The sequence below is a fragment of the Pseudomonas sp. QLc11A genome (assembly GCF_052112305.1).
Taxonomy (GTDB): Bacteria; Pseudomonadota; Gammaproteobacteria; order Pseudomonadales; family Pseudomonadaceae; genus Aquipseudomonas; species Aquipseudomonas laurylsulfatiphila.
Genome location: NZ_JAVAJJ010000034.1, coordinates 1 through 13,767, shown reverse-complemented (window position 1 = coordinate 13,767; position 13,767 = coordinate 1). Strand labels below are relative to the sequence as shown.

11 protein-coding genes and 1 tRNA gene are annotated in these 13,767 nt (G+C 62.6%); 9 read left to right on the top strand and 3 right to left on the bottom strand.

Features of this window, described 5'->3' with window-relative positions:
* The first annotated feature begins 338 nt into the window (after positions 1–338).
* A complete protein-coding gene (locus tag Q8X48_RS29600; protein ID WP_407802644.1) occupies positions 339–500 on the top strand; it encodes a hypothetical protein in 162 nt (53 codons plus the stop codon).
* Between the two features lie 482 nt (positions 501–982).
* Here the strand turns inward: Q8X48_RS29600 and Q8X48_RS29595 are convergent, their stop codons facing one another.
* The gene (locus Q8X48_RS29595; protein WP_407802643.1) at positions 983–2,137 is read right to left on the bottom strand and encodes a MalY/PatB family protein; all 1,155 of its coding nucleotides are present in this window, start codon (positions 2,135–2,137) and stop codon (positions 983–985) included.
* Between the two features lie 356 nt (positions 2,138–2,493).
* Here Q8X48_RS29595 and fdnG point away from each other — a divergent pair, with 356 nt between their 5' ends.
* From fdnG to Q8X48_RS29560, 7 genes are all read left to right on the top strand, one after another.
* The gene (gene fdnG, locus Q8X48_RS29590; RefSeq protein WP_407802642.1) at positions 2,494–5,559 is read left to right on the top strand and encodes a formate dehydrogenase-N subunit alpha; all 3,066 of its coding nucleotides are present in this window, start codon (positions 2,494–2,496) and stop codon (positions 5,557–5,559) included.
* Positions 5,560–6,495, top strand: coding sequence for a formate dehydrogenase subunit beta (gene fdxH / locus Q8X48_RS29585; protein ID WP_102701380.1), 936 nt, complete (start codon positions 5,560–5,562; stop codon positions 6,493–6,495).
* Complete coding sequence (locus Q8X48_RS29580) at positions 6,492–7,157, top strand: formate dehydrogenase subunit gamma (protein WP_407802641.1); 666 nt, start codon at positions 6,492–6,494, stop codon at positions 7,155–7,157. The genes fdxH and Q8X48_RS29580 overlap by 4 nt, the downstream gene beginning before the upstream one ends.
* Before the next feature lie 3 nt (positions 7,158–7,160).
* Positions 7,161–8,087 (top strand): formate dehydrogenase accessory protein FdhE, encoded by a 927-nt coding sequence (fdhE, locus tag Q8X48_RS29575; protein WP_407802640.1) that lies wholly within the window; start codon positions 7,161–7,163, stop codon positions 8,085–8,087.
* A gap of 51 nt (positions 8,088–8,138) precedes the next feature.
* Positions 8,139–9,569, top strand: a complete 1,431-nt coding sequence (gene selA / locus Q8X48_RS29570) for an L-seryl-tRNA(Sec) selenium transferase (protein WP_407802639.1) — start codon at positions 8,139–8,141, stop codon at positions 9,567–9,569.
* On the top strand, positions 9,566–11,473 hold the full coding sequence (selB, locus tag Q8X48_RS29565) for a selenocysteine-specific translation elongation factor (protein WP_407802638.1): 1,908 nt from the start codon (positions 9,566–9,568) through the stop codon (positions 11,471–11,473). The genes selA and selB overlap by 4 nt, the downstream gene beginning before the upstream one ends.
* A gap of 19 nt (positions 11,474–11,492) precedes the next feature.
* Positions 11,493–11,588: transfer RNA gene (locus tag Q8X48_RS29560), tRNA-Sec, on the top strand.
* Positions 11,589–11,693: 105 nt separating this feature from the next.
* Here the strand turns inward: Q8X48_RS29560 and Q8X48_RS29555 are convergent.
* Both Q8X48_RS29555 and Q8X48_RS29550 read right to left on the bottom strand, forming a co-directional pair.
* Positions 11,694–11,984 (bottom strand): type II toxin-antitoxin system RelE/ParE family toxin, encoded by a 291-nt coding sequence (locus Q8X48_RS29555; RefSeq protein ID WP_407802637.1) that lies wholly within the window; start codon positions 11,982–11,984, stop codon positions 11,694–11,696.
* Positions 11,977–12,222 carry a type II toxin-antitoxin system ParD family antitoxin gene (locus Q8X48_RS29550; protein ID WP_407802636.1) on the bottom strand — a complete coding sequence of 82 codons (246 nt, stop codon included), beginning with the start codon at positions 12,220–12,222 and terminating at the stop codon, positions 11,977–11,979. The genes Q8X48_RS29555 and Q8X48_RS29550 overlap by 8 nt, the downstream gene beginning before the upstream one ends.
* A gap of 425 nt (positions 12,223–12,647) precedes the next feature.
* Between Q8X48_RS29550 and Q8X48_RS29545 the strand changes: the two genes are divergently transcribed.
* A complete protein-coding gene (locus Q8X48_RS29545; protein WP_407802635.1) occupies positions 12,648–13,379 on the top strand; it encodes a hypothetical protein in 732 nt (243 codons plus the stop codon).
* Positions 13,380–13,767 lie beyond the last annotated feature (388 nt).

Sequence of the window (13,767 nt, the reverse complement as noted above, 5' to 3'; positions counted from 1 at the left end):
TCTGTCTGAATAAACGCGTTGCGCTGGCGTTCATCGCGGGCAAGCCCGCTCCCACAGGGATCCGGGTGGTTGTCGAGGGGCTGGATCAGGCCTTGAGATGGCGCAAGCTGCGCTCCATCCGCGCGATACAGATGACTTGTAGGAGCGAGCTTGCTCGCGATGGACGTAAACGATAACGCGTTCTGTCTGAATAAACGCGTTGCGCTGGCGTTCATCGCGGGCAAGCCCGCTCCCACAGGGATCCGGGTGGTTGTTGAGGGCGGATCAGGCCTTGAGATGGCGCAAACTGCGCTCCATCCGCGCGACGCAGATTACCTGTAGGAGCGAGCTTGCTCGCGATGGACGTCAACGATAACGCGTTCTGTCTGAATAAACGCGTTGCGCTGGCGTTCATCGCGGGCAAGCCCGCTCCCACAGGGATCCGGGTGGTTGTTGAGGGCGGATCAGGCCTTGAGGTGGCGCAAGCTGCGCTCCATCCGCGCGATGCAGATGACTTGTAGGAGCGAGCTTGCTCGCGATGGACGTAAACGATAACGCGTACTGTCTGAATAAACGCGTTGCGCTGGCGTTCATCGCGAGCAAGCTCGCTCCTACAGGGATCCGGGTGGTTGTTGAGGGCGGATCAGGCCTTGAGATGGCACAAACTGCGCTCCATCCGCGCGACGCAGATTACCTGTAGGAGCGAGCTTGCTCGCGATGGACGTAAACGATAACGCGTTCTGTCTGAATAAACGCGTTGCGCTGGCGTTGATCGCGGGCAAGCCCGCTCCCACAGGGATCCGGGTTGTTGTTGAGGGCGGATCAGGCCTTGAGATGGCGCAAACTGCGCTCCATCCGCGCGACGCAGATTACCTGTAGGAGCGAGCTTGCTCGCGATGGACGTAAACGATAACGCGTTCTGTCTGAATAAACGCGTTGCGCTGGCGTTCATCGCGGGCAAGCCCGCTCCCACAGGGATCCGGGTTGTTGTCGAGGGGTTGGATCAGGCCTTGAGGTGGCGCAAGCTGCGCTCCATCCGCGCGATGCCTTCTTCAAGCAGCGAGCGTGGGCAGCCGAAATTCAGGCGCACGAACTGCTTGCAGTCATCGCCGAAGTCCAGGCCGGCGCTCAAGCCGACCCTGGCCTGTTCCAGGAAAAACTGCTGCGGGTCGTCCAGCCCCAGTGCCGTGCAGTCGAGCCACGCCAGGTAGGTGCTTTGCGGCAGGTTCATGGTGATGCCCGGCAGGCGGGTGCGTACCGCTTCGGCGAGAAAATCGCGGTTGCCTTGCAGGTAGACCTTCAGTTCGGCCAGCCATGGCGCAGCTTCGCTGTAGGCGACGCGGGTGGCTTCCATGCCCAGCGGATTGACGCTGTCGACCATGCCGCAACGGGCGTGGTTGACCTTCTCGCGCAGGTGGCGGTCCTGGATGATCATGAACGAGGTCTTCAGGCCGGCGATGTTGTAGGCCTTGCTCGCCGACATCAGCGTGATGGTGCGCTGGGCGACTTGCGGGCTCAGCGTGGCCATCGGAATGTGCTGGCGGCCGTCGAAGCACAACTCGGCGTGGATCTCGTCGGAAATGATCCAGGCATCATGCTCGAGGCAAATGTCGGCAATGGCTTGCAGCTCTGCGCGGGGGAAAGCCTTGCCCAGCGGGTTGTGCGGGTTGCTCAGCAGCAGTGCGCCACCCCCTTGCAGCGACTGGCTCAGGGTGTCCAGCGGCGTGCTGTAGGTGCCATCGGCCTGCGCTTCGAAATTCAGCTCGACCTTGTTCAGGCCCCAATGTCCGGGGGCGTGGCGCAGCGGCGGGTAGTTCGGCACCTGCACAACGACGTTCTGTGGCGCCTGCACCAGGGCCTTCAACGCCATGTTGAAGCCCGACTCGACGCCCGGCAGGAAAATCAGCTCCTGGGGCTCGACACGCCAGACGTATTTGTTCCAGAGGTCGGCCACGATAGCCTCGCGCAGATCATCCTGGGCCACGCTGTAACCGACCATCGGGTGTTCCAGTCGTTTTTGCAGGGCCTGGATGATCACCGGCGGCGCGGCGAAATCCATGTCGGCGACCCACATCGGCAACACGTCCGCCGGGTAGCGGCTCCACTTGGTACTGCCGGTATTGTGGCGGTCGAACACCTGATCAAAATCGAAAGTCATGCGCAAATCTCGTAAAGGCCGGTTAATCATGCCGGCCATGATAAGCGCCAATCCCTGCAGGAGCGAGCTTGCTCGCGATGACTGACACCACACCCCCCTGTGGGAGCGGGCTTGCCCGTGAAGGGGCCGGCAGATCCAGCATGAGTGTTGGCTGACACTACGCCTTCGCGGGCAAGCCCGCTCCCACAGGTTTTGTGCCAATAGCCGGGAGCGCCGACTAACGCCCGACGGTCGGGTTTCATCGCAGATTCGACAGCATTGACTAAAGTTCAACTGTCGGCAGCCAGACTGCCGCGACCGTGGTTGTTCGAAAAAGCCCGGCCATGTACCGGGTTCCACCTGATCAGGAGTGCACGATGGATCTCAGCCGTCGTCAGTTCTTCAAGGTCGCCGGTATCGGCCTTGCAGGCTCTAGCCTGGGTGCGTTGGGCATGGCCCCGGCGCTTGCCTTTGCCGAACAGGTGCGTCATTTCAAGCTCGCCCACACCCATGAAACCCGCAACACCTGCCCGTATTGCTCGGTCGGTTGCGGCTTGATCATGTACAGCCAGGGCGATGCGGCAAAGAATGTCGCGCAAAACATCATCCACATCGAAGGTGACGCCGACCACCCGGTCAACCGCGGCACCCTGTGCCCCAAAGGCGCGGGCCTGCTGGATTTCATTCACAGTCCCGGCCGCCTGCAATACCCGCAGGTGCGCAAGCCCGGCAGCACCGAGTGGACGCGCATCTCCTGGGATGAAGCCCTCGATCGCGTCGCCGACCTGATGAAGGCCGACCGCGACGCCAACTTCATCGAGAAGAACGCCCAGGGGCAAACGGTGAACCGCTGGCTGACCACTGGCTTCCTCGCGGCATCGGCGGCGTCCAATGAAGCGGGCTACATCACCCACAAGGTGGTGCGCAGCCTCGGCATGCTGGGGTTCGATAACCAGGCGCGTGTCTGACACGGCCCGACGGTGGCAAGTCTTGCCCCGACGTACGGCCGTGGTGCCATGACCAATACCTGGACCGATATCGCCAACGCGAATCTGGTTCTGGTGATGGGCGGCAACGCAGCAGAAGCGCACCCGTGCGGCTTCAAATGGGTGACCGAAGCCAAGGCACACAACAAGGCGCGGCTGATCGTGGTCGACCCGCGTTTTACCCGCACGGCCTCGGTGGCCGACTATTACGCGCCGATCCGTACCGGCACCGACATCGCCTTCATGGGCGGGCTGATCAACTACCTGCTGACCGAGGACAAGATCCAGCACGAGTACGTGCGCAACTACACCGACGTGTCGTTCATCGTCAAAGCCGGCTATGGCTTCGAGGACGGGATTTTCAGCGGCTACGACGCGGCCAAGCGTCTCTACACCGACAAGTCCGGTTGGGGCTATGAGCTCGGTGAAGACGGTTTTGCCAAGGTCGACCCGACCCTGCAGGATCCGCACTGCGTTTATCAGTTGATGAAGCAGCATTACAGCCGTTACACCCGGGAACTGGCGAGCCAGATCTGCGGCATGCCGGTCGATGCCATGCAGAAAATCTGGGAGGAAATCGCCACTTGCTCGCAACCGGGCAAGACCATGACCATCCTCTATGCGCTGGGCTGGACCCAGCACTCGGTTGGCGCCCAGATGATCCGCAGCGCGGCGATGGTGCAACTGCTGCTGGGCAACGTCGGCATGCCGGGTGGCGGCGTGAACGCCTTGCGCGGGCACTCCAACATCCAGGGGCTGACCGACCTGGGGCTGTTGTCCAACTCACTGCCGGGCTACCTCACGCTACCTGGCGATGCCGAACAGGATTACAACGCCTACATCGTCAAGCGCACGCAGAAACCGTTGCGGCCGGGGCAACTGTCCTACTGGCAGAACTACAGCAAGTTCCACGTCAGCCTGATGAAATCCTGGTACGGCGCCAACGCCACCGCCGAGAACAACTGGGCGTACGAGTACTTGCCGAAACTGGACATCCCTCAATACGACATCCTCAAGGTGTTCGACCTGATGGGGCAAGGCAAGGTAAACGGCTACATGTGCCAGGGCTTCAACCCTATCGCCGCGCTGCCCGATAAAAACCGCGTGATGGCGGCACTGGCCAAGCTGAAATGGCTGGTGGTGATGGACCCACTGGCCACAGAAACTTCCGAGTTCTGGCAAAAAGTCGGGCCGTACAACGACGTGAACAGCGCCGACATCCAGACCGAAGTGATCCGACTGCCCACCACCTGTTTTGCCGAGGAAGACGGTTCGCTGGTCAACAGCAGCCGCTGGCTGCAATGGCACTGGAAAGGCGCCGACGGCCCTGGCGAAGCGCGCACCGACGTGCGGATCATGAGCGAATTGTTCCTGCGTCTGCGCCAGCGTTATCAGGCCAATGGTGGCGCGTATCCCGACCCGCTGCTCAAGTTGACGTGGCCGTACAAGATTGCCGACGAACCTTCGCCGGAGGAGCTGGCCAAGGAAATCAACGGCTCGGCGACGACCGACTTCACCGACGCCACCGGCGCGGCGATCAAGGCCAACGCGCAACTGGCCGGTTTCGGCCAGCTCAAGGATGACGGCAGTACGGCCTCCGGTTGCTGGATTTTCTGTGGCAGCTGGACCGAACTGGGAAACCAGATGGCCCGCCGCGACAATAACGACCCGTACGGCATGCACCAGCATCAGGGCTGGGCCTGGGCCTGGCCGGCCAACCGGCGGATTCTCTACAACCGCGCCTCGGCGGACCCGCAGGGCAAGCCGTGGGATCCGAAAAAACGCCTGGTGTGGTGGAACGGCAAAGCCTGGGCCGGCACCGATGTGCCGGACTACAAGGCCGACGTACCGCCGGAAGCCGGGATGAACCCGTTCATCATGAACCCCGAAGGCGTGGCGCGATTCTTCGCCGTCGACAAGATGAACGAAGGCCCGTTTCCCGAGCACTACGAGCCGTTCGAAACCCCGATCGGCATCAATCCGCTGCACCCGCAAAACAAGAAAGCCACCAGCAACCCGGCAGCACGGATCTTCGATTCGGTGTGGGAGACCCTCGGCGTGGCCAAGGATTACCCGTACGCCGCCACCAGTTACCGGCTGACCGAGCATTTCCACTTCTGGAGCAAGCATTGCAAGCTCAACGCAATTACCCAACCGGAGCAATTCGTCGAGATCGGCGAAGTGCTGGCCAAGGAAAAAGGCATAGTCGCAGGCGATAAGGTACGGGTCAGCAGCAAGCGTGGCTTCATCGAAGCGGTGGCGGTGGTGACCAAGCGGATTCGTCCGCTGCAGGTCAACAACCAGGTGGTGCACCAGATCGGCATTCCGCTGCACTGGGGCTTTACCGGGCTCACGCGGCACGGTTACCTGACCAACACCCTGGTGCCGTTCCTCGGCGATGGCAACACACAGACCCCGGAATCCAAGTCATTCCTGGTCAACGTGGAGAAAGTCTAAATGGCCAGCCAAGACATCATTGCCCGCTCGGCCACCACCACGCCCGCGCCCTCGGTGCGCGGCATGGAGGAAGTCGCCAAGCTGATCGATACCACCAAATGCATTGGCTGCAAGGCCTGCCAGGTTGCCTGCTCGGAATGGAACGAGCTGCGCGATGAGGTCGGCCATAACCACGGCACCTACGACAACCCGCAGGACCTCAGCGCGGAAACCTGGACGCTGATGCGCTTCACCGAGCACGAGACCGACGCTGGCAACCTGGAGTGGCTGATCCGCAAGGACGGCTGCATGCACTGCGCCGAGCCCGGTTGCCTGGCGGCATGCCCCAGCCCCGGGGCGATCATCAAGCACGCCAACGGCATCGTCGATTTCGATCAGGACCACTGCATCGGCTGCGGTTACTGCATTACCGGGTGTCCGTTCAACATTCCACGGATCTCGCAAAAGGATCACAAGGCCTACAAGTGCACCCTGTGCTCGGACCGGGTGGCGGTCGGACTGGAACCGGCCTGTGTGAAAACCTGCCCGACGGGCGCCATCGTGTTCGGTTCCAAGGACGACATGAAGGAGCACGCAGCCGAACGCATCGTCGATCTGAAAAGCCGAGGCTTTGAAAACGCCGGCCTGTACGACCCCGAAGGCGTCGGCGGCACCCACGTGATGTACGTGCTGCACCATGCCGACACGCCAAGGTTGTACGCCGGCTTGCCCGATCACCCGGCGATCAGCCCGTTGGTGGGGCTGTGGAAAGGCATCAGTAAACCCCTGGCGCTGCTGGCCATGGGCGCGGCGGTGCTGGCCGGGTTCTTCCACTACGTGCGGGTCGGCCCGCAAATCGTCGAAGAGGATGAACATCCCGAGCCGCCGGACAACGCCGTGCACGAAGTCGATCCGTCGGTGCATACCTTCGATCCCCGTGGGGAGGGCAGGCCATGAGCGACAAGACGATCCTGCGCTACACCAGCAACCAGCGCACCAATCATTGGCTGGTGGCGATTCTGTTCCTCATGGCGGGGCTGTCCGGGCTGGCGCTGTTCCATCCGGCGCTGTTCTGGCTGAGCAACCTGTTCGGCGGCGGACCATGGACACGCATCCTGCACCCGTTCATGGGCGTGCTGATGTTCCTGCTGTTCCTTGGCCTGGTGTTTCGCTTCTGGCGTGCCAACTACTTCATCGCCAACGATCGCCTGTGGCTCAGGCGCATCGACCGGGTGATGAAAAATGAAGAGGAGGGTGTCCCGCCCATCGGCAAATACAACCCCGGGCAGAAGCTGCTGTTCTGGACTTTACTGCTGTGCATGCTGGTGCTGTTGTTCAGCGGGCTGGTGATCTGGCGTGCCTACTTCAGCGAGTATTTCGGCATCACCACGATACGCTGGGCGATGTTGCTGCATGCACTGGCCGGGTTTGTGCTGATCCTGAGCATCATCGTGCACATCTACGCCGGCATCTGGATCAAAGGCTCGGTCAGCGCCATGGTGCACGGCCGGGTCAGCCGCGCCTGGGCCAGGAAGCACCACGAACTCTGGTATCGCCAAGTGACTCAAGATGAGACCCGCGACGAAGCGCCTACGCGACCGATCACTAAAAAGGGCTGACATTTGCCAACCATCCTCGAACCTGGAGAAATCGAAGCGGCGGCCAGTTCGCCGCCGTTTCTGTACCTGCCACCGCCCAACCTGTTCAGCCTGCGCGCCCAGCGCCTGGAAGCGTTGGCCGAAGGGCACCCGTTGGCCGATTACCTGCGCCTGATTGCCGGGTTGTGCCGGGTGCAGCAACAGGTGCTGGACGACCCGCCGCTTGGCGAGCCTCTGGACCGGCAGCGCATCGAATTGTGCCAGCAGCACGGCTTGCCGCCCTTTGCGGCCGACAGCCTGGCGCGCGAAGACGACTGGCAGCTTTACTTGGATGCCTTGTTGCAGCGCTATGGCGCACCGCCACAATCCGCCGTGGCCGATGCCGTCGACACCTTGCGCCTGGCCGGTGCCGGGCAACGCCGCGCCTGGGCGGTGGCACTGGTCAGCGGCCAGTATTCGCTGGTGCCGGCGGCGCTGGTGCCGTTTCTCGGTGCGGCGCTGCAAACAGCCTGGAGCCACTGGCTGTTGAGTACGCCGAACCTGGCACTGACACCCGGCGACAGCCTCAGCCAGTGCCCGGCCTGTGGCTCGCCGGCCATGGCCGGGGTCATCCGCCATCGCGGCAAGCACAATGGCTTGCGTTACCTGGTCTGTTCGCTGTGTGCCTGCGAGTGGCACGTGGTGCGGGTCAAGTGCGTGTATTGCGAGCAGAGCAAGGGCCTGGATTACCTCAGCCTCGAAGATGATCGCCATGCCGCCAACCAGGCGCCGTTGCGCGCCGAAGTCTGCCCCGGTTGCAACAGCTATCTGAAGTTGCTCTATCTGGAAAACGATGCGGATGCCGAAGCGTTGTCGGCCGACCTGTCCAGCCTCATGCTCGACATGCGCCTGGCCCAGGACGGTTACCAGCGCCTGGCGCCGAATCTGCTGCTGGCGCCGGGAGACGAATAAACGCAGCGTCTACACTCTGGCGCGAGGGTCATTCGTTTCCAGGAGTGCCAGATGTCTGCACGCAGTGCCAGCCCATCCCTGCGTCTACCTTCCATCGACAGCCTGTTGCGTCACCCGGCGTGCCGGCCGCTGGCCGAGCGCCATGGACGCGACGCCTTGCTGGGTGCCTTGCGGCTGTTGCTGGATGAGTTGCGCGAAGGGGCACGGCAGGGTTTGCTCGAACCTGTAGAAGTCAGCGCCGAGGTGCTGGCAGGCCGGGTCGGCGAGCGATTGGCGATCCAGCATCGCAGCCATGTGCGGCGGGTGTTCAACCTCACCGGCACGGTGCTGCACACCAACCTCGGGCGGGCGTTGTTGCCCGAAGAGGCGATCGAGGCGGTGCAAATGGCCGCGCGTTATCCGCTCAACCTTGAGTTCGACCTGCGCAGCGGCAAGCGCGGCGATCGCGACGACCTGATCGAAGGCTTGATCCGCGAACTGACCGGCGCCGAAGCGGTGACCGTGGTCAACAACAATGCCGCCGCGGTACTGCTGACCCTCAACAGCCTGGGGGCGCGCAAGGAGGGGATTATTTCCCGGGGCGAACTGATTGAAATCGGCGGCGCCTTCCGCATTCCCGACATCATGGCCCGTGCCGGTGTAAAGCTCGTCGAGGTGGGCACCACCAACCGCACCCATGCCCGCGACTACGAGGCCGCCATCGGCCCGCGCAGCGGTTTGATCATGCGGGTGCACGCGAGCAACTACAGCATTCAAGGCTTCACCACCAGCGTGCCGACCGCGGAACTGGCGCAACTGGCCCACCGGCACGGCTTGCCGCTGCTCGAGGACCTCGGCAGCGGCAGCCTGCTGGACTTGACCCGCTGGGGGCTGCCCGCCGAACCGACGGTGCGCCAGGCGCTGCTCGATGGCGCGGACATCGTGACCTTCAGTGGCGACAAACTGCTCGGCGGCCCGCAAGCGGGGCTGATTGTCGGTCGCAAGGACCTGATCGCCAGGATCAAGAAAAACCCGCTCAAGCGTGCGCTGCGGGTCGACAAAATGACCCTGGCCGCCCTGGAAGCGGTGCTGGGTCTATACCGAAACCCGGACCAGCTGGCCGAGCGCTTGCCGAGCCTGCGCCTGCTGACCCGACCACAGGCCGATATCATCGCCCAGGCTGAACGCTTGCAACCGGCGCTGGCCCAGGTGTTGGGTGACGGCTGGAGCGTCAGTGCCATGCCGTCACTGGGCATGATCGGCAGCGGCAGCCAACCGGTGGCGCGGCTGGCCAGCGCGGCGCTGCGCATTCGCCCACTCACGTCGAAGCGTTTGCGCGGGCGATCCTTGCTGAATCTGGAAGAGGCCTTTCGCGCCTTGCCGATTGCGGTGCTCGGGCGCATTGACGATGACGCCCTGTGGCTGGACCTGCGGCAGCTGGACGACGAGTCGGCCTGGCTGACGCAGCTCGATCAATTGCACGTGGAGGGCCGGGCAGGGTGATTGTCGGCACCGCAGGACACATCGACCATGGCAAGACGGCGCTGCTCCAGGCGCTGACGGGGCAGGCGGGCGATCGGCGCCGGGAGGAGCGTGAGCGCGGCATGACCATCGACCTCGGCTACCTGTATGCCGCGCTGGAGCCGGGGGCGCCACTGACCGGTTTCATCGACGTTCCCGGCCATGAACGTTTCACCCACAACATGCTGGCCGGGGCACAGGGCATCGATCTGGTGTTGCTGGTAGTGGCCGCCGATGACGGGGTGATGCCGCAGACCCGCGAGCACCTGGCGATCGTCGAGTTGCTCGGCATCCCGCAGGCGCTGGTGGCGATCAGCAAGTGCGATCGGGTCGACAGCGCCAGGGTGCAAGACGTGCGTGAGCAGATCCGTACCTTGCTGGCGCCCGGACCCTATGCCGATGCGCCGCTGATTGCACTGTCGAGCGTGACCGGCGAGGGCATCGAAACCTTGCGCCAACAATTGCTGCAAGCCCAGCGTGAAGTACGGCAACGCAACACCGAAGGTGGTTTTCGACTGGCGATCGATCGGGCCTTCAGCGTGGCCGGGGCCGGTATCGTGGTGACCGGCACGGCGCTGTCCGGCCAGGTCGCGGTAGGCGATACCTTGTTACTGGGGCCACAAGGCAAACCGGTGCGCATTCGCGGCCTGCACGCACAGAATCAGGCCGCCGACAGCGCCTGTGCCGGCCAGCGCGTGGCGTTGAACCTGAGTGCAGAACGGCTGGCGCTGGAGCACATCCACCGCGGTCACTGGTTGCTCGCCGACGGCTTGTACGCGCCCACCCAGCGGCTGGACATCGACATGCAGTTGCTTGCCGGCGAATCCCGGGCCTTCGAACACTTTCAACCGGTGCACGTGCACCTCGGCACCCAGGACGTCACCGGCAGAGTCGCCCTGCTTGAAGGCGCAAGCCTGGCGCCCGGTGGCCGGATGTTTGCACAACTGCTGCTCAATACGCCGGTGCACGCGGTGAAAGGCGATCGGCTGATCCTGCGCGACCAGAGTGCCCAACTTACCTTGGGTGGCGGTCGGGTACTCGATCCGTTTGCACCGACCCGGCAACGCCGTAGCCCCGAACGCTTGGCGCAGTTGGTGGCACTGGCAAGCAGCACCAGGCTGGAGGATGTTTTACCGGCATTGCTGGCCCACAGCGACACCGGGCTCGATCCGCAGCGACTGGAGCGGCAGTTCAACCGACCGCGCAGCCGTTGGGTGTTGCCCGCCGACGTACGCTTGATCGACACCCGCCAGGGCGCGTTGCTGTTCAGTGCCAGCCGTTGGCAGGCCTTGAAGGCCGCCGTGCTGGAACAGCTCGCACGCTTTCATCAACTGGAGCCGGACCAGATGGGGCCGGACCGCGATCGCTTGCGCCGATTTGCCGGCAGCACTCAAGAACGCGGGACATTCATCAGCCTGCTCGACGAGTTGCTGGCCAGCGGCGACATCGCCAGCAGTGGCCCGTGGTTGCATCTGCCCGGGCACCAGGTGCGCTTGAGCGAAGAGGACGAAGCCCTGTGGCTGCAATTGCAGCCGCTGTTCGAACAGGCCGCATTCGACCCGCCGTGGGTGCGCGACCTGGGGCATGAGGAAGCGGCCGTGCGCGGGTTGCTGCGCAAAATGGCGCGTCTGGGCCTGATGCATCAAGTGGTGCGCGACCTGTTTTATACCGACAGCATGATTCGCCGATTGGCGGCTATGCTGTTGCAACTGGCGGACACCAACCCGGTGATCCAGGTGGCGGCGTTTCGTGATGCGGTGGGCCTGGGGCGCAAGCGCAGTATCCAGATACTGGAGTATTTTGACCGCATCGGCCTGACCCGGCGATTTGGCGATCGTCGCCAGGTTCGCCCGGACAATGCGTTGGCCCAGCGCAATGAGCCCTGATTCAGGGGCAGGAATTCAAGGAAGGCAATCGCGCCCGGTGGCGCGGCCGGGCTTCAAACCCGGTTGGGGACGGCATCCGTTCCCGGGCAGGTTCGACTCCGGCTGCCTTCCGCCAAACAAACCCAGGCTTGCTGACTCTGTAGGAGCGAGCTTGCTCGCGATGGCGGTTGGTCGAAGCAATACATTCGTCCAGTTCTTACATGGGGTGCGAAATGGAGAGTTAGAGATTGCGCTGCGCTTCCATCCGATCATGAAGGACCCTGATGATCGCAATTCCGTACGCCGTGATTCGAAAATAGATCATGTGCTGCTCCACACTGCAGCGCCGATAACCAGGACGGATAGTGTCGCAGGCCGGCGCTTTTTTCGGGTGCTCGGCCAATTGCGAAAATGCTGAGGTAAGGATGTCAATGTAGCGATTGGCCTGATCCAGGCCCCACTGGCGAGCGGTATAACTCCAGATGGCCTCAAGGTCGCCTTCTGCGGCAGGCGTTAGACGATACTCAGCCATGCGAGGTCAACATTCTCTGTTTGAATGCGGCTGGATCGAATGGGCGGGGTTTTCCGCTGGATTCACCTTCCCTAAGGGCGGCACGAATCGTTTCGAGTTCAGCGCTGCGCTCCTGTTCACGACGGATCAGATCGCGAATATATTCGCTGTCGTTGGTGTAATGGCCCGCTTCTATCTGCGCTTTGATCCAGTTGTCTTGCTGGTCAGTCACGGTGATGGTTTTTCGTACGGTTCCCATGATCGGGCGCTCCACGAGATGGTCGACTGCGTGCAGTTTATCATACTATTGGTGCGGTATCGAGCAGGTCTACTGTAGGAGCGAGCTTGCTCGCGATGGTCGTTAACGATAACGCTTGTTTCCTGGCTCAACGCGGCGCTTTTGAGATCATCGCGAGCAGGCTCGCTCCTACAGACGCGGTCTTCTGTGGGTGCTGGCTTGCCAGCGATGGTCGTTAACGATAACGCTTGTTTTCTGGCTAAACGCGGCGCTCTTGAGACCATCGCGAGCAAGCTCGCTCCTACAGACTGGTCAATCGCCGACAACGCCGGACCAACGATGCGCTCGTCTCAATCCGGCTGTCCATCGGCCGGTCCGGCACGCGGCCGGCTATCCATTATTCTGATAGTGATGCAAGCACTAACGGACGAGGAGGGGACGCAATCATGCCTGCCCAGGATCGCGAACTGCTGGACCGGATACTGACCGCTCATGGCGGCCTGGCGCGCTGGAACAGTTTCAATAAGGTCTGCGCCACGATCGTCACCGGCGGCTCGCTCTGGGGCATGAAAGGGTTGACCCAGGACAGCGCGCCACGCCAGATGACTGTGTGGCTGCATGAACAAAGAGCCTCGGTGACACCCTTCGGTGCACCGGGGCAATTCACGACCTATACGCCGAACCGGATCGCCATCGAGAATACCGCGGGCAAGGTGATTGCCGAGCGCCAGGCACCCCGGGCATCCTTCAAGGGCCACGGGGAACACACAGCCTGGGACCCGTTGCACCGGGCCTACTTCAACGGCTATGCGATGTGGTCCTACCTGACCATGCCTTTCCTGTTCACCTTGCCGGGCGTAACCAGCGAGGAAATCGAGCCCTGGCAAGAGGGCGCCGAGCTGTGGCGGCATTTGCGGGTGCACTTCCCCGATAGCATCGCAACCCATAGCGCCATCCAGGACTTCTATTTCGGCGATGACTTTCTGCTGCGCCGCCACGACTACAACGTCGATGTGAGCGGCGGCATGCCCGCTGCCCAACTGGTTTATGACTACGTCCAGGCCGACGGCTTGCACATGCCGGGCAAGCGACGAGCCTATCGGCGCAAGGCGGATGGGCAGGTCAACAAGGAGGCGTTGCTGGTGTCGATCGACTTGAGCGAGATCCATTACTCGTAGCAAACCAATGGCAGGAAACTGTAGGAGCCAGCCTGCTGGCGATGGTCTCAAACGCGCCACGCTCATCCAGTTCACCCGCGCTATCGTTGACGACCATCGCAGGCAAGCCAGCTCCCACAAAGGACCGTGCCCACGCTGAAACTGTAGGAGCCAGCCTGCTGGCGATGGACTCAAGTGCGCCGCGTTCATCCAGTTCACCCGCGTTATCGTTAACGACCATCGCAGGCAAGCCAGCTCCCACAAGGGGTCATGCCCGCGCTAAAACTGTAGGAGCCAGCCTGCTGGCGATGGACTCAAGTGCGCCGCGTTCATCCAGTTCACCCGCGTTATCGTTAACGACCATCGCAGGCAAGCCAGCTCCCACAAGGGGTCATGCCCGCGCTAAAAC